Raw genomic sequence first — 18,529 nt, 5'->3', positions numbered from 1 at the left:
TTATTATCTTCCAGCTATGCTTATATTTTCAATTAAAATCGATCCACATTGAATGTTACTTCTTGTTTCAAGATCATTCCCTATCGCCACAATATTTTGATACATATCTTTAAGATTACCTGCAACGGTGAATTCATTGATTGGATACTGAATTTGACCATTTTCAACCCAGAATCCAGTTGCTCCTCGTGAATAATCCCCCGTAACATTATTAACACCATCTCCCATTAAAGAGGTCACCACAATACCCTTATCCAATTTTGCTAACATTCCATTAAAGTCTGCATCGGTTTGACTTGATGAGACTAACCAGTTATGTATACCACCCGCATGCCCTGTTGATTTTAGACCTAATTTTCTGGCTGAATAATTACTCAGCAAATACGTTTGCAAAACGCCATGCTCAATGATATTACGTTTAACAGTTCTTGTTCCTTCACTATCAAATGGTGAAGAACCAATGCCTTTTAATATAAAAGGATTTTCAAAAATAGTTAACCAAGATGGAAATATTATTTCGCCCACGCTATCTAATAAAAACGAAGATTTACGATAAATTGCTCCACCACTTATTGCACCCACCAAGTGTCTAATTAGTCCGACTGCAACCTCTGCACAAAACAGAACGGGTACTTGCATGGTTTCAATTTGTTTCGCCCCTAAATGAGCTATAGTTTTTTCAGCCGCTTGTTGACCAATCCATAATGGCGATTTTAAATCGTTAATGTCCCGTGAATAAGTAAAAGCATAATTGCGTTCCATTTGCTCATCTTGTTTGGCAATAACTGAACATGATAATGAATGAGAACTTTCGCAATAACCATTCAACATACCTAAACTATTGCCATACATATAAATGCCATAACGGCTACTAAAATAACCACCATCACTATTTAAAATCTTGGGGTAAGCTAACGCAGCTTCTTCTGTTTGTTTAGATTTTTCTATAGCTTCATCTACATTCAAATCACCAGGATAAAAGAGATCTAAATCAGGTGCATCGAATGCCATCAATTCCGCCTCACCTAAACCAGAATAAGGATCGGATGAAGTATATTGCATAATATTGATGGCCATATCAATGGTTTGGGCAATTGCTTGCGGAGATAAATCATTCGTCGAGGCACTACCCTTACGTTGGTTCTGATAAACCGTAATGCCTAACGCACCATCACTATTAAATTCTACGTTTTCAGTTTCACCCATACGAGTACTTATACTTATACCTGTAGATTGATTAATTGAAACTTCAACTGAATCAACTCTTGGTTTAGCTTGCTCAATAGCATGAGCCACAATAGCGGATAAATTCTCTTTTTGGACTAAAGCGTCTTTCTTGATTTGTTCTATACTCATTTCATTATTTTCTACAATTCTGCTAGTGATACGTTATAATAAGCTAGAATTGCATTTTAGTTAACAAAAGAAATCATATGAATCAAAATCAAGAGACAATCAAAGAGCCAAACTTAGCTGTCGAGGAGATCGAAGATGAGATCATTTACGTCAGTAAAAGTGAAATTAAAAGAGATGCTGAAGAGCTTAAAAAACTCGGTATTGAACTAGTTAATTTAAGTAAAAATGAAATTGTAAAAATTCCTCTTGATGAAGATTTACTTTACGCTATTGAATTAGCGCAAAAAATCAAAAAAGAAGGTTATAGAAGACAAATTCAATATATTGGTAAGCTGCTTCGCAGTCGAGATATTGAACCGATAACCCTTGCACTAAACAAACTTAAAAATCGCCATAACCAACAAATAGCGATATTTCATAAATTGGAAAAATTGCGCGATGATCTTATTGAAACAGGTGATGCTGAAACCATTATTAGTTTATTTCCAAATGCTGACAGGCAACAACTGCGTACTTTGGCTCGTTTAGCTAAAAAAGAGTTACAAACCAATAAACCACCAAAAACAGCAAGACAAATTTTTCAATATTTAAAAGAATTGAGCGATACAGAATAAGTTTTATAATGTACGCTCATTACTAATGAACTAAACTATTATTAACTAAGATAGAGGATACAAAAATGGGACTTTTGAATGTACCAGCAGGTAAAGAATTACCCGATGATATTTATGTTGTGATTGAAATTCCTGCCAATGCAGATCCAATCAAATATGAAGTAGATAAAGATACTGGCGCAGTATTTGTTGACCGTTTTATGGCAACAGCTATGTTTTACCCGTGTAACTATGGCTATATCAATAACACATTATCTCTTGATGGTGATCCTGTTGATGTATTAGTCCCGACACCATACCCATTACAACCAGGTTCAGTTATTCGCTGCCGTCCTGTTGGTGTATTAAAAATGACAGACGAAGCGGGTGAAGATGCTAAATTAGTCGCAGTACCACATACTAAACTTTCAAAAGAATATGACCATATTAAAGATGTTGAGGATTTACCAGAATTATTAAAATCTCAAATTAAACACTTCTTCGAACAATACAAAGCACTCGAAAAAGGGAAATGGGTTAAAGTAGAGGGATGGGAAAACGCAGAAGCAGCTCGTAAAGAAATTATCGAATCTTTCGAAAGAGCTAATAAAAAATAGGCTTAATCAAAAAAATTACAAAATTCGTATTAAGCAATCATTACAAAAAGTTATAAAAAGGAGTCACTAAAAAATCTTTAGTGACTCTTTTTTTATACTTAACTTTGACTTTCGAAATAAAATTAATTTTTTGTCATCTTTTAATTGTTTTATATCAAATTAAGTATATTTTAAACAGAAATATATATAAAACTGCATTATAAGATGAAAAAATTGTCATTAAGATCTTGCTTTCGAATATAATTTATGCGGTAATAGTAGCAGACTTATAACGCAGTATTTTATTATGAAAACGATTAACTTTTTTTATGTAACGTTAATCATATTTTTAGTTTTGAGTTGAAATAATAATACTAAGTGAAGGTCTATTCGTGCCTTAAAGGCAAATTATTAATTATTGTTAGGATGTCTAGTAAATGAATAAGAAAACTGGCCAAGTAAAATGGTTTAACGAGAGTAAAGGTTTCGGTTTTATAACCCCTACCGATGGAAGTAAGGACGTATTTGTTCACTTCTCAGCTATTTCCGGCGACGGATTTAAAACATTAGCTGAAGGTCAACAAGTCGAATTTGCTATCCAAGATAGCCCTCGTGGACCAGCAGCAGCTGAAGTTGTTGTTATTTAACTAACTAATTTCTTTATTAGTGTGAAATCAAAGCCCATTTTAAATAAATGGGCTTTTTATTGTTTTAACAACTTAATAACAATCATGTAATTAAAAAAGCGACCCGAAGGTCGCTTATTGAAATAAGTAAAATAAATTATTTTTTATTATTTAGAAACTACAGCGATTAAATCTAATACTTTGTTAGAATAACCCACTTCATTGTCATACCAAGAAACAAGTTTCACGAAAGTATCGCTGATTTGAATACCTGCTTTCGCATCAAATACAGAAGTACACACTTCACCTAAGAAGTCAGTTGAAACAACTGCATCTTCAGTATAACCAAGAACACCTTTCATTGAGCCTTCAGAAGCTTCTTTGATCACTTTACAGATCTCTTCGTATTTAGCTGGTTTAGCTAAACGCGCAGTTAAATCCACTACAGAAACGTCTGGAGTAGGGACACGGAAAGCCATACCAGTTAATTTACCGTTTAATTCAGGGATAACTTTACCTACAGCTTTAGCAGCACCAGTTGAAGATGGGATGATATTTTGAGCAGCACCACGACCACCACGCCAATCTTTGTGAGATGGACCATCAACAGTTTTTTGAGTAGCTGTTGTCGCGTGAACAGTAGTCATTAATCCTTCAACGATACCAAAATTATCATTAATCACTTTAGCTAAAGGCGCTAAACAGTTAGTAGTACATGAAGCATTAGAAACGATATCTTGACCAGCGTATTCTTTGTCATTAACGCCCATTACGAACATAGGAGTGTTATCTTTAGAAGGACCAGTTAAAACAACTTTCTTAGCACCCGCTTCGATGTGTTTACGAGCAGTTGCATCATCTAAGAAAAGACCAGTTGCTTCAGCAACAACATCAACACCTACTTCATTCCATTTTAAGTTTGCAGGATCTCTTTCAGCAGTAACGCGGATAGTTTTACCGTTAACGATTAATTTGCCGTCTTTAACTTCAACAGTGCCATCGAAACGACCGTGAGTTGAGTCATATTTAAGCATATAAGCCATATATTCAACATCTAATAAATCATTAATAGCAACGATTTCGATGTCTGAACGTTTTTGAGCAGCACGGAAAACAATACGACCAATACGGCCGAAACCATTAATACCTACTTTGATTGTCATAACAATTACCTTCTTTTTTGTGTTTTTAAATATAAAAAATCTTTGCTGTAAGCTATCAAATTTTAACGGTTTATTCAAGATCATTCGATCAATTTAGACACGAATTCATTAAATAGTTTTAACAGAAAATTATTGAAATAACACGATTAGCAATAAAATCATTTACTTACTCAAAACACCTCACCTGACAAAATAAATAAATAAAAAATAGTCCCTAAATTTCAAAAAATAGTGACTGCTAATTTAATCAAATTGCCATAACCCACTTTTATTGCACAATTTATACACTTCACTAATCTACATAATCATCATTGTTTAAAATTATGTCCAGCTACTCAGGTCAAATTGTAAAGATGAATTCGAAATAAATCGGTAAGATCATTTGTAGATATTTTCTAAACACTTTCATCTTGTTAAATTTCAATGCGAACGTTTATTGATGTTTATATAACATAACTATTTACATTGACGCCTAATTTTTTACATCAGTAAACAAACCATTATGTTTCATCGATTATGAAGATTGAAGGATTAAATGAAGATAACTTAGTGTATTTTTCGAGTACACAAATTGTAAATTGACTAAACAATTATTTAACAGCTAAAAATCACAACGATACGCTGACCATTGCCTAACAAGATCAAACCAAGAAAACATTGAATCATTACTGTCTCTACTTTTAATTTCATACAAACCCTTTAAATAATAGGTTATAATAAACGCATATTATCTATGATTTAATATGCATATAAATTATATAAAGTTTTATTGTTTAAATCTTAGTTTATATAACAATTTTAAACATTATTGCAGTTACCTACCATGAAATAGCAAAATCATGGATGTTGTAAAAATTAGATAGTGTAAGACAGTAATCTATTGAATTTTAAAAAAAGAAATACCACCATGAATAGTGAAGATAATTTTGATAACCACACACCAATGATGCGACAGTATCTTAAGTTAAAAGCTGAAAATCCCGACATTCTACTGTTTTATCGTATGGGCGATTTTTATGAGATGTTTTATGATGACGCTAAGCGTGGCTCGCAACTTTTAGATATTTCGTTAACTAAACGTGGTTCTTCTAATGGCGAGCCGATTCCGATGGCCGGCGTACCTTATCATGCTGTTGAAAGCTATTTGGCTAAATTAATTTCTCTTGGTGAATCGGTTGCGATTTGTGAGCAAATCGGGGATCCTGCGACAACTAAAGGTCCGGTGGAGCGAAAAATTGTTCGTATCGTAACACCTGGTACCGTGAGTGATGAATTATTATTAGAAGATCGTAAAGATAATTTATTAGCATCAATATGGCAATCAAAAAACCACTATGGTTATGCCACACTCGATATAAGTTCTGGACGATTTTTTATCTTTGAAACAGATAGTTACGAATCAATTCAAGCTGAATTGCAACGTACAAATCCAGTTGAACTGCTTTATCCTGAAGAGTTTCAATCAATGGCTTTGATCGAACATCGCAACGGTTTAAGACGTCGCCAAATTTGGGATTTTGACCTTGAAACCGCCAAACAACAGCTTAATTTACAATTTGGTACCAATGATTTAGTCGGATTTGGCGTGGAAGATTGCCTTTATGCACTCAGTGCAGCTGGCTGTTTACTGCAATATGTAAAAGATACGCAGCGCACCGCGCTACCTCATATTCGTTCAATCATCAAACAATCAGCTTTCGACTTTGTGGTACTCGACGCAGCAACGCGGCGAAACCTAGAAATCACTGAAAATTTATCGGGTGGCACACAAAATACAGTGGCTGAAATTTTAGATAAAACCCAAACTCCAATGGGTAGTCGCATGTTAAAACGCTGGTTACATGCCCCAATTCGTGACGTAAATTTATTACAACACCGTCAACAAGCAATCAGTGAATTACAAAATCATATTGATGATATTCAGCCATTATTAAAACTCATTGGCGACCTTGAGCGTATTTTAGCACGGCTTGCACTACGAACAGCTCGTCCACGTGATTTTGCCCGTTTGCGTGATGCTTATAACTTACTGCCTCAAATGCAACAGTTATTAAGCCAAATGAATACGCCAGCTTTAATTGCTTTGCGAGCTAAAATCAATCAATTTGATCATATTGCATCTATTTTAACGCGAGCAATTGTCCAGACACCACCTATCATTATTCGTGATGGAGGCGTCATTGCCAGTGGTTACAATGCCGAACTTGACGAGCTACGCAATCTTGCAGATGGTGCAACGAATTATCTGGAACAACTGGAAATTCGCGAACGTGAAACTTTAGGTATAGACACACTAAAAGTCGGATTTAATGCTGTACATGGCTACTATATTCAAATTAGTCGGGGACAAAGCCATTTAGCACCAATTCACTATACCCGACGCCAAACGCTCAAAAATGTTGAACGGTACATTATTCCAGAGCTTAAGGAGTATGAGGATAAAGTCCTCACCTCAAAAGGTCGTGCACTAGCACTTGAAAAACAGTTGTATGATCAATTATTTGATTTACTTATGCCACAGCTTGTCGATATGCTACTCAGTGCCGATGCTATCGCTGAACTTGATGTCTTAACGAATTTAGCTGAACGAGCTTTAACACTCAATTATCAATGCCCTACATTTTCTGAAAAAGCAGGTATTGAAATTATTAATGGTCGCCATATTGTTATTGAACAAGTTTTACAAACGCCATTTATTGCTAACTCATTACGGCTTTCACCTGATAAAAGATTGCTCATTATCACCGGTCCTAATATGGGTGGTAAAAGCACGTATATGCGCCAAGCTGCATTAATTGTTTTACTGAGCTACATAGGTAGTTTTGTGCCCGCATCAAAAACCATTATTGGACCGGTTGATCGCATCTTTACCCGAATTGGTGCCTCTGACGATTTAGCGTCGGGGCGTTCAACATTTATGGTCGAAATGACTGAAACCGCTAACATAATGCATAACGCCACTGAACAAAGCCTTGTGCTAATGGACGAGATTGGACGTGGTACATCGACTTATGACGGATTGTCCTTAGCTTGGGCATGTGCTGAAAACTTAGCAAACCAAATCAAGGCGATGACACTCTTTGCTACCCATTACTTTGAGTTAACGCAACTACCTGAACATATGCAAGGCGTTTATAATATTCATTTTGATGCCATTGAACATGACAATACAGTTGCCTTTATCCACGAAGTATCTGAAGGTGCTGCCAGTAAAAGTTTTGGTATTGCGGTAGCCGGATTAGCTGGCGTACCAAAACAAGTATTAAAACGCGCCAAACAAAAGCTAAAAGAGCTCGAAGTCATTTCGAAACAAGCGGCAAAGAGCCATGTTGACCAATCGCAGCTTAGCTTTGTGACGGAAAGTGAACCTTCTGAAATTGAACAAGCGCTTAAACAGATCGATCCTGATGCCTTAACACCAAAACAAGCATTAGAAATGTTGTATCAATTAAAGCAAATGCTGTGAAACCAATACCTCCTAAATTAAAAAGGGCTTTGTGCCCTTTTTTGTTTATCTATCTTTTTCAACTAACTTCCTTAATCATCACAGAATAATCAATAATTATCTTAATGATTAATCAAAATATTAATATTAGTGATCGGCTACACTGCTCGTTAAAACAACTAAAGTTGTTCTGTGAGCGTTAAATTATCTCCATCTAAGCTTCGCCAGCCTATTTCAACTAACAGTTTCCTAAATAAGATTATTTCCAATATTTTTTCTTAGAAGTTTTACCAATACCAGGATTTAGACTATTAGTCGGATCAAGTTCTTGATAGAATTTTTTCAAATCGGCATTAGCGTGATACAGATGCCCAACATTATGTTCTGCTGGGTATTGTGCCCCACGCTGATCAAGTAAAGCCAAAATTTGTTCCTTCACTTCATCACAATCTGTGCCTGTTTTAGCAATATAGTCTTGATGAAAGACATAACAGAAAAAATGCCCATAATACATTTTATAGATAAAGTTTTGATCAATGTCTTTTGGCAAGGTTTCAAACCAATCTGTATCATTACGACGTAGGGCAATATCTAATGCCACAATGTTTTCCACTGTTTTACTATGGATATTTCGATAAGATGTGGCAGCACCTGCTGCAGCAAAACGATGTAACATTGCCGCTTCGGCTTCTTTAGCATTACACAAAAAATAATTTCCGTTTTTATTTTGGAAATAATCTCTTAAAAATGCTTCAGCTTCGGCAATACCATCATCTGCCATTTTTAAAATTAAATGATGTTCATAACGATCACGGTAGTCACGGATGGTTTTCGGTAAGTGATTAGGTAAAAATTTAGAGACAAAAATAGAAAAATGATCAGAAAAGTTTTTTGGAAAAAATGGAATTTTACCTGTAACACGATCAACAAAGTTTTTAAAAGCGAAAAGGCGAGGTATGGTATCGGTTCCTAATTTTTGGATAGCCAAAAAAGTCGGTTTGCCATAAACCGCAGCAATATCAAATGCGACTCGATGCATATATTCGCCTGATACCGGTAATGTTTTAAACTGACTTAAAATATGACGGCGAATATCATTTAACTCGTTTATATCATTGGTACCAATATAAAATACCTCTGATTTTTTCTCTAATGGAAATGTATCAAGACGTACGGCAAAAACCATTAAGCGTCCGGCACTACCCGAAGCTTCATAATGGCGAGCTGGATCGGCATTAAAACGTGCAGGAGTATCGGCATCAACTTCACGAACATGATCACAATAATGATGATCGTGACCTAAACCCGCATCGCGATTAATGTCATTTTCAGTATAGGTATGATTTTCTAGATTCTGTAAAATGGTTTCTGGGTCATCACCCAGTTCAATGCCTAAGTGGTTAACAAGATGTAATTGACCTTGTGCATCTAATTGTGCAAAAACAGCCATTTGTGTATAGGCAGGACCACGTTGAATTAGGGACCCACCAGAATTATTGCATATACCGCCCATAACAGATGCACCGATACATGATGATCCAATAACTGAATGCGGTCCTCGATTATATTTTTTTAACTCTTTTTCCAAACGAAATAATGTACTACCTGGTAAACATACAACTTGCTCACCATTTTCAATAATTTGAATACCTTCTAAACGACGAGTACTCACGATTACAATGGGTCTATCATAATCATTACCATCTGGGGTCGAACCACCCGTTAAGCCAGTATTTGCTGATTGTGTAATAACAATAACATCAGCGGCAATACAAACTTTTAATATTTGCCATTGCTCTACTAATGTTCCAGGTAATACAACAGCTAATGCATCACCTTCACCAAAACGAATACCTTGACGATAAGGCAAAGTCCGATTAGGATTTGTTAAAGTGTATTTTTTTCCAACAATGGTTTGCAGTTGTTCAATTAATGCTGTTTTTTCATTTCCGTTCATTTTTATCTTACCTACTTATTTTTTATGTGAGTACCGATTATTTTATAATCGCTCAATCAGGTAGAAAAGATACATAATGTGCTATTCAATCAAATCCTTTAAAATAGTTTTATTTAATTGAATAAATGTTAAGATTATTTTTTATAGTTATTTCTTCTTATTAAGGATTAACGCAAACCATTTTATTTGCTGTAGAATCTGAATCGATATCACCGGCATCAGAACCAACAGCATATTGTGTATTGGCATCATCAGATAATGCCCAATAGTAGGATTGAGCTGAAGTATGCCAATCACTTGTTGGATAATAAAGTTTATAAGAAGATCCCCATTCATTAAAAATACCACCAATCCATTTACCACTTTCATCTTTATAGCTAATTTGTCGACGATAATTATTAATATTGTGTCCATTAATTCCGCCATGCCAACCTTTGCCATTAGCATTGGTCAAATCATTTACTTTAGGGAATCGATAACCATTACTCAGATTATCACAAAAGCGTTGTACATCACCCTTAGATGATGCATCATTTGAACTAGCGATATACCATCTATCAATATTAAAACTGTATAATAATTGTTGGTGTTCATTGTCTGCATAGATTTTAAATAGAACTGGGCTAAATGAAGTATCAGTGGAATTTTCATTAGGTCCATTTAAAACCACTTTTAATGCCAGCACCTTTGGTGAATTATCCCAACCTGGTGTTTGTTCGGATTTTAATGAAATGGTGACTTTATTCCCACCGTTAACAGGATAAACAATTTGACCATTTTGGGCATTAGCAGCTATGACTTGTTCAGGTGTAACCCCGCCTAACACCAAATAAAAATGAAGCCCATTTAAACCTGTCGTGGGAAAATTGCGATCAGGATTACTGGTATCTTGCACTTTAAATCCTCGGCTTCTGATCCAATCAGGACCATCTGAATCAGGATAATGGCGTCCATCATACCAAACATTTGGTTGAATGTAACATACATACGGAGTATCAATTTTACGATTAAGATAATACGTATGCTTAGCACCATTAAAATGCGTCACATTAGGTATACCATATTGAGTAGATAATTGACCACCATTAGAAGTAATCGTTAATTTATAAGGGGAATCGCATGCTGTTAACTGGGCATTAGGATTATTTTTTACTTGCGTAGTAATATCGTTATTATTTGCATCTAACCACTTAACCATCAAATTACCAGTTGCATTTGGTGAAACATCACCATCTTCATCTCCCCAATAATTATCAGAAGATGCAATAAGATTACTCAATGAAATACTTGGATAGCTACTATTATTGACTAACGGTACCAAGGTTTTAATGCTCAAAAAAGTATCATTATTACTCAACAAATCAATGGGTGATTCTTGGCTTGAATTATCTATGATAGCATGAGGATATAAATCACTTTGACTGCCAGAAGCAATAAAGCTTCGACCATCAGATAGCTGTAAACCCAGTAAACCTTCAACACTGACCGCTTTAGTTTTACCACCGTCAAAAGTTAAATAAGGTGCATGACCATAAATAATACTTTCAGTCGATGCGGATAGTGCATTGACTAGATTACTAAACAAAAATAAAAAATAAACAACAATTATTGAAAATAATTTGACAATAAAATGAGAACGACAGAATTGATTAATATGTATTAAAAAAAAAAGATTATATTTACAGAAGACTACTTCAGACATATTGTATCTCCTTTGAAACTGCTTAATTTATTCGTGATAATGACTATCTAAAAACTAAAACTCAATTTCGATACAAAATATAAAACTGAAATAAGTATAAATGACTTTTTATCAAAAAAAAATAGATTAAACAATAAACAAAATAGTTTAATAACAATATTAATTAACTGTATATAATTATTTACATAAAAATTACATGTTTCCGTATGACATTTTATTACATACTAGACTTATAAAAACATCTATTCATAAAAATATTATTACTATTCAAAATAATTTTGACTAAAACAAATGACATAATAAATTGATTTAAATAAATATTTTAAAAATAAGTGTCTAAGAAAATTTTTTGACAATATTTTGCCTTCTATCTCGATGGAAAAAACTCCATGCAATAAAACGACTCTTTTTTTGCCCTTGTGCCATTGAAATAATTTTCACCTCAGCAGGTTTAACTGTAATTAATTGCTTATTTAGTACCTTCAATGACTCTTTTTTAGAAACCAACGAAGTAAACCATAAGCATTGGTATTTGTATTGTGTACTTTCTTTGATCATATTAGTGATAAAAGCACTTTCACCACCTTTGCACCATAGTTCAGCCTGCTGACCACCAAAATTGAGAACAGGATTAGATTTTGAATATCGTAATTTACCTAAATTTTTGAGTTTAGTTTGATTACTAGCCTTTGCTGCTTGTGCCGAATCATGAAAAGGTGGATTGCACATAGTTAACATATAAAATTCTTTTGGCTTTATAATCTGTTTAAAAATTGCAGAGGTATTACTCTGTAATCGACAATCAATAAAACCATTTAATAATGGATTAGATTGAACAATAAGCTTTGCGACATTAATGGCCATTGGGTTGATATCACTACCCACAAATGACCAATCATATTCAGCTCGACCAATAATTGGATAAATTACATTTGCTCCTACACCGATATCAAGAACACGGATCTGTTTACCTAAAGGAATCTTATCTTCGTTATCATGAGCGAGTAAATCAGCTAGATAATGAAGATAATCTGCTCGCCCTGGAATTGGAGGGCAAAGATAATCATTGGGAATATCCCAGTTGCTGAGTTGATAATAATGTAATAAAAGTGCTTTATTTAACAATTTAACTGCCATTGGATCAGCAAAATCGATAGATAACTTATTGTATTTATTCGTTTTAACGTACGTTGTGAAATCAGGTAATGTCTGGCATAGAGTCAAAAAATCATATCCATGCCGATGTTTATTACGTTGATGTAAAGCAGTTTTATTAACTGAGTTTGACTGTTCTTGCATGTTTTATCCAACATTAAAAAGACCGCCTATTATAAAGGTTTTACATAGAATAAGGAAAAGTAAAAAACGCTTAACTTAACTTATTTTAAATAAGCTGTTTACACTTAAGTAGAAATTTCTACGGATAATGACATAAAATAATTCTTCCACTAAGATTTTGCTGATATCGATTAAAACGTTGATATTATTGTAATACTATTTCGCATGGGTAAAAATTAGTCCAAAATGGTTTAGTAGTATCGATACCATCGCCATTTTATCCACAGAATTTATTTTGTCATCCAATAAATTGGATTAAAATTCTTGATTGTAAAACTGGCTGGTTTGTACTCGTCACTAAATTCATTAGCCACATTTGTATTGATGTGTTTGGTTGCTTTTCCATCAGCGATAGGATCTAATATGACTCACTGTTTATTCACCGCTACGTCTATTTTAGCTATTTGAAGCGCATTATTTTTTACTGTTTTGCTGATACGGTGATTAATGCTTATTGTCCGTAGCTCGTGGAGAACTGAGTGTTAATACACATAAATTTAAAAGGGTAATTTCATTTAGTGTTGATTAAATCTAGTTGTTATGACATTAAACATGACTTTAATACATTCCATTAGAAAAAAAGTTCTTATTTGTTATAATTTCAAACTTTTAATTCAAACGGAAATGCCATGAGAATTCCATTAAAATTCTTTCCATCCTCATTTATCTTATTGTTATTTATCCCTTTTGATCTCTATGCTTCCGACTTTAACGGTGATCAGTTGAGCTTGGTTTGGGCTGTACCATTTATTGGAATTTTGCTATCAATTGCATTATGCCCACTATTTTTAGTACGATTGTGGCACTATCATTATGGTAAAATTATTATTTTTTGGACAACACTGTTTATGGTTTCTGCCATTTTTTCATTCGGCATGCAAACCACCATCAATCTAACTTCTCATGCAATATTAGAGGAGTATATCCCTTTTATCGTTTTACTACTTGCCCTGTTTACCGTATCTGGCGGGGTTTTGATTAAAAGTGATGTTATTAGTACCCCAAAATTAAATGTTATATTGTTAGCAATTGGCACTGCTTTAGCATCAATTATGGGTACAACAGGTGCGGCGATGTTAATGATTCGTCCTCTAATTAGGGCTAATCGTCACCGTAATCAATCTGTTCATATTATTATCTTTTTCATCTTTCTAGTTGCCAACATTGGGGGGGGATTAACTCCATTAGGTGATCCGCCATTATTCATTGGTTTTTTAAAAGGAGTTGATTTTTTTTGGACCGTTAAACATATGTTTTGTCCAGTGTTATTGACTACATTTTTATTATTGATAATTTTCTATGTTATCGATAATCATTACTTTCTTATACAATATGGTCAATCGTCAAAAATGAATACTACCAGTACTCAATCCTTCAAACTCTATGGTATAACAAACATTTTTTTATTGTTTGCTATTATTATATGTGTGTTGATATCTGGGATTTGGCAATCTTCAATCACATTCACCATTTTTACTACTTCGATCGCCCTATCCGATTTAGTGCGAGATCTTTTATTGTTAATTATCACTGTTACTTCTGTCCTGATTACACCAAAGCAAATTCGTGCTGATAATGAATTTAATTGGGATCCAATTATTGAAGTTGGAAAATTGTTTATTGGTGTTTTTATTACAATTGTACCGGTGTTAACAATTTTACGATCAGGCAGTAATGGGGCATTAGCGGCGATGGTAACACTCGTTAACAACGACCATCTTGAGCCAATCAATACTCTGTATTTTTGGTTTGCAGGATTGCTTTCAGGCTTTTTAGACAATGCTCCGACTTATCTGGTGTTTTTCAACCTAGCATCAGGAGATGCCATGACGTTAATGACCACAATGGCAAAAACACTATTGGCCATATCAATGGGTTCCGTGTTTATGGGGGCGCTTAGTTACATAGGAAATGCGCCTAACTTTATGGTTAAAAGTATAGCAATACAGCACCAAATTAAAATGCCAAGCTTTTTTGGTTATATGAAATGGTCAATTGCTATATTAATCCCAATTTTTGGGATAAACAATTTCATCTTTTTTGTATTGTTTTAGATAAAATGAATGATGGATAGAAAGTTAAAAATATGCGTTTAGACAATAAAGTATCTAATTCATTTAAACGTAAATAATCCGCTTTTCTATCCTTATTTTATATCCATGATAAGTGTTATCCCTAATAAACGCTGTTCCATTTTTTATAGAGTAATTTGAAAAGTCAGATTACCGATATTTTTGTCAACTCTAAAGTATCACCAATTCGCTTACGCTTTTTTTTATCATATAAATATAAACCAAAACTATAAGAGGATAAGTTGTTAGTGGGTTGATTTTAATATTAAATAAAGAGATCTTGCCTTAATGGAAACTTATTATAAGTTTCAAAGCTCCTTTATTGATTTGTCATCATCGAAATCCATTTCTTGCTAAGATTAATCTACAGTTGTACTGAGAAAATCCGTCTAATAGTGATCGTCTAATTCACACTTACCGTATAATACAATTATGATACGACCATTAACATATCATTTTTTACATCGATTTTTTTTTACTCACGTTTTAATAAATACCAATTGCTACTAGTGTTGGGACCAAATATCAATAACAAACTGCAACTATAATTTTAACTTCATAACCCTTTCTTTTATAAGGAAAGGCATACTCTGAACTACGGTTATTTATCTTTATTAGTATCTAAGCGTTTGGCATCAAGTTCTTTACAAATAAACTCATAAATGTCATCAAGTTTATAAAACTTACTGATCCAAAACATGGAAGCGATAATTAAAATACCTGGTAGATAAAGATAGCAAAGCTTGATGACAAAAAGTGCACTTGGTATTTGCACAGCATTAGCAATATAACCACCAGAAGTGAGCAAAACACCAGTAATTGCACCAGCACCCGCCATAGCCACCTTACCTAAAAAACCATTAATAGAGGTTAAGATACCTGCAGTATTAATACCTGTTTTCCAAACTCCATAATCAACGGGATCAGCTTGCATTGAAAAATAGATCGCTAAGCGTTGTCCGGCTCCAATTGATAAAATCACGGCACCTATAATCAAACCAAGATGATTAACACCAGATAGCATCATAATCCCCATTCCAATCAAATTGATAGTACTAGCAAATAAGTAAATATGGCGTTTTTTAAGACGATTGGCTAACAAAGGAACAGTCAGTGTTCCAAGTAATGGTACAAAGGTTGATATACCTGCAATAATTGCTGTTAATTCTGTGCTTTGTACATAATAATTAAAAAAATAGACCAATGCTCCTGTTTGTAAAAAGAACGCTCCCCACATTAGAAAAATATTGAAAGCAAAAACTTTCCAAGGTGTATTATCTTTTAGACCTAGCCATGCACGGGCAAGAGTCATTTTATCTTGAATTATAGTGATTTTTTCTTCAACATTTTTAAAGCTGACGATTAAAAAGAAGGTTGCAATGCATCCAAAAATAACTGCGGTATATAAAAAACCATGAATTTGATTGCCATTACCTAATGTTGCAACTAAAGGTAATGTTGCCACTGCAACAATGGTTGATCCTAATGATCCTAATAAAATTCGTACGGAGGATAATGTCGTACGTTCTAAAGAATCCGCAGTTAAAAACGGTAACATTGCACTAAAGGGAATATTAACAATGGTGTAGACAAATGACAGACACAAGTAGGTCACAAATGCATAGATAAGTTTACCTGTTGTACCAAAATCTGGCACATAAAATACCAATACACATAATATACCAAAAGGTATTGCACCAATTAATAACCATGGACGACACCGACCCCAACGAGTCGATGTATTATCAATGATAAGTCCCATTAATACGTCAGCAACACCATCAATTAATCGTGTAACTAAAAACATAATACCCACATAGTAAGCTGGTAGCTCCATTACATCAGTATAAAAATACATAAGATATAATGAAATTAACTGCCATACTAAGTTACAAGACAAATCAGCAATTCCATAACCAATTCGTTGTTGCCAAAGTTTAAATATTGAATGCATAATTTTAAATCCTTTAATTAAATTGATTAAAGAGAATATTGACGAATAAACCAAGCAGGCGTACAGCTCCATGCATGACAATAACTGTTAATGATTCTGCTTCCGTAAGGTGAATAGTTGGGATCGTTAGGATCAAACAGTTCCCAAAACGTATCAGCGCCATATGCAACCATTTTTCCCCAATAGGCTTTAATTTCGTCTATCGCCTCTTTGGTCATACCAACTTTTAATAAAGCTAAAATATAGTGGTGGCGTAAGTAAGGTGTATTCATACCGATATCAGGAGGGGTTAATTGCAAACTATTCATCAATTTTCGCTGATGTTTGAGATCCCCTACATCAGCAAGAATCATCCAAATTTGCGTTGCATAGCTGATTTGACGTTGTACACCACTTATGTAAAATCCGGATTTTTCATCCCATAATTTGTCAGCCGCGTGTTTTACAAAATCCAAATTTTGTTGTAAATTTGCGGATATCTCTGGTTGAAAGGTTTGAGAAAGCTGTATCGCTTTGTCTAAACAATAGATTAAAACACCTTGTGAAGCACCTTGTTTATTTAGTTTTTCATGCCAATCAATAAATGACCACCAGTCATCACTATCGACCACAAGTCCATATTGATCACAACGTTTAAGCGCGATATTAATCTGTTGTAAAGCTACTGGCCACAATTCTTTAACAGTGGTGTGATCTTGAGTTGCTATGAAATAGTCATATAAGACATCAATATAAAACAACGAATAATCAAATAAGAAAGTATCATCAGCAATAATTTGTGGTTTTACAAAAATATTAGCCGAAACCATACCATCCTCTCGTCTATGACTTGCAAACAGATATAAGCAACGGCGGACAAGTTCATGTTGTTTAAAAGTAACATTGTTGACTAAAGCTTGAAGTCGTAGATCTCCTAACCATAATCGTCGATCTCGTTTAGGTCCATCTTCAAACACCTCTTGCATACAGTTTCGCAGTGTATGGACGGACACTTGATCAATTTTAGCTAATTGAAGATCTTGTGTTTGGCACTCAATACAGTGCTCAGGCGCTGAACTTACTGTTTTAAACTCAATGTCTTTAAACGCTAAATTGTATTTAGGTGATAATGAAACAATATCAATTTTCAAATATCGAAAACAGTAACGTCTTCCTAAGGTTATTTGGGCTGGTAGTACATCAATGTACTCGTCATGTTCTTGTAACCAACTTTTACTCAACCATCCTTGATATTGACTGAATGGCTCGGCAAGCTCACATAAAGTTTCAGCAAACGAAAACTTGATATGTGCAGGTGCATCGGGAGGACTTCCTACCGCATCACACAAAAAAGATAAATACCCAACTCCATGTTGACCAAAATCAATAATAAAACTTTCACCAGTTTGAAAACTTTGATTGAAATAAATAGTGGCAGGACTAATTACCTTAGACGACCATCCATGAATTGCTTGTGAGTCATTAACTAATGTAATGATATTTTGCGCTTTAATAATTGTTTGATGGATTGTTGGTATTAAATTTTCGGCTTTAGCAATGAACTTTATGTCCCGAATCATAACAATATCATCATTTTTTTGTATCGCTTGTACCATAGTATTCTCCTTAAAAATCTCTATTTAGGAGTATAGCTATGAGTTACTTAAGACAGCTACTTTGATATTGCCACATTAGCGGTATAAATGGCATTAGTAAAAAGATCATTAAGAGTCAGTTCACATTTTTAG

12 protein-coding genes are annotated in these 18,529 nt (G+C 34.1%); 5 read left to right on the top strand and 7 right to left on the bottom strand.

The genetic code is table 11. From position 1 onward, the window contains the following. Positions 1-3 precede the first annotated feature (3 nt). Positions 4-1,356, bottom strand: a complete 1,353-nt coding sequence (gene pmbA, locus J3U19_RS05330) for a metalloprotease PmbA (RefSeq protein WP_267345625.1) — start codon at positions 1,354-1,356, stop codon at positions 4-6. A gap of 77 nt (positions 1,357-1,433) precedes the next feature. Between pmbA and yjgA the strand changes: the two genes are divergently transcribed. From yjgA to J3U19_RS05315, 3 genes are all read left to right on the top strand, one after another. Beyond that, the gene (yjgA, locus tag J3U19_RS05325; protein WP_267340495.1) at positions 1,434-1,970 is read left to right on the top strand and encodes a ribosome biogenesis factor YjgA; all 537 of its coding nucleotides are present in this window, start codon (positions 1,434-1,436) and stop codon (positions 1,968-1,970) included. 65 nt (positions 1,971-2,035) lie between these two features. After that, the gene (ppa, locus tag J3U19_RS05320; RefSeq protein ID WP_267340497.1) at positions 2,036-2,566 is read left to right on the top strand and encodes an inorganic diphosphatase; all 531 of its coding nucleotides are present in this window, start codon (positions 2,036-2,038) and stop codon (positions 2,564-2,566) included. Between the two features lie 416 nt (positions 2,567-2,982). Then, positions 2,983-3,192, top strand: a complete 210-nt coding sequence (locus J3U19_RS05315; protein WP_065619463.1) for a cold shock domain-containing protein — start codon at positions 2,983-2,985, stop codon at positions 3,190-3,192. Between the two features lie 146 nt (positions 3,193-3,338). Here J3U19_RS05315 and gapA read toward each other — a convergent pair whose 3' ends face one another. Further along, a complete protein-coding gene (gapA, locus tag J3U19_RS05310) occupies positions 3,339-4,334 on the bottom strand; it encodes a glyceraldehyde-3-phosphate dehydrogenase (protein ID WP_267345624.1) in 996 nt (331 codons plus the stop codon). A gap of 907 nt (positions 4,335-5,241) precedes the next feature. On the opposite strand from gapA, the gene mutS reads away from it, so the two are divergent. Next, complete coding sequence (mutS, locus tag J3U19_RS05305; RefSeq protein WP_267340499.1) at positions 5,242-7,800, top strand: DNA mismatch repair protein MutS; 2,559 nt, start codon at positions 5,242-5,244, stop codon at positions 7,798-7,800. Between the two features lie 238 nt (positions 7,801-8,038). Here mutS and dld read toward each other — a convergent pair whose 3' ends face one another. The 3 genes from dld to rlmF form a co-directional block, all read right to left on the bottom strand. After that, positions 8,039-9,736 carry a D-lactate dehydrogenase gene (gene dld, locus J3U19_RS05300; RefSeq protein ID WP_267340501.1) on the bottom strand — a complete coding sequence of 566 codons (1,698 nt, stop codon included), beginning with the start codon at positions 9,734-9,736 and terminating at the stop codon, positions 8,039-8,041. A gap of 160 nt (positions 9,737-9,896) precedes the next feature. After that, on the bottom strand, positions 9,897-11,438 hold the full coding sequence (locus tag J3U19_RS05295; protein WP_267345623.1) for a hypothetical protein: 1,542 nt from the start codon (positions 11,436-11,438) through the stop codon (positions 9,897-9,899). 336 nt (positions 11,439-11,774) lie between these two features. Next, positions 11,775-12,737 (bottom strand): 23S rRNA (adenine(1618)-N(6))-methyltransferase RlmF, encoded by a 963-nt coding sequence (rlmF, locus tag J3U19_RS05290; protein ID WP_267345622.1) that lies wholly within the window; start codon positions 12,735-12,737, stop codon positions 11,775-11,777. 668 nt (positions 12,738-13,405) lie between these two features. Here rlmF and J3U19_RS05285 point away from each other — a divergent pair. Beyond that, positions 13,406-14,830, top strand: a complete 1,425-nt coding sequence (locus J3U19_RS05285) for a sodium:proton antiporter (RefSeq protein ID WP_267340504.1) — start codon at positions 13,406-13,408, stop codon at positions 14,828-14,830. 619 nt (positions 14,831-15,449) lie between these two features. On the opposite strand, the gene J3U19_RS05280 is transcribed toward J3U19_RS05285, so the two are convergent. After that, positions 15,450-16,802: an MFS transporter gene (locus tag J3U19_RS05280; RefSeq protein ID WP_267340506.1), complete on the bottom strand. Its 1,353-nt coding sequence runs from the start codon at positions 16,800-16,802 to the stop codon at positions 15,450-15,452. Positions 16,803-16,828: 26 nt separating this feature from the next. Next, positions 16,829-18,397 carry a hypothetical protein gene (locus J3U19_RS05275; protein ID WP_267345621.1) on the bottom strand — a complete coding sequence of 523 codons (1,569 nt, stop codon included), beginning with the start codon at positions 18,395-18,397 and terminating at the stop codon, positions 16,829-16,831. Positions 18,398-18,529: the final 132 nt, after the last annotated feature.

Source organism: Gilliamella sp. B2828 (genome assembly GCF_026537125.1).
Taxonomy (GTDB): domain Bacteria; phylum Pseudomonadota; class Gammaproteobacteria; order Enterobacterales; family Orbaceae; genus Gilliamella.
Note: the sequence above shows the minus strand (reverse complement) of the source record. Positions and strands in the feature narration are given on the sequence as shown.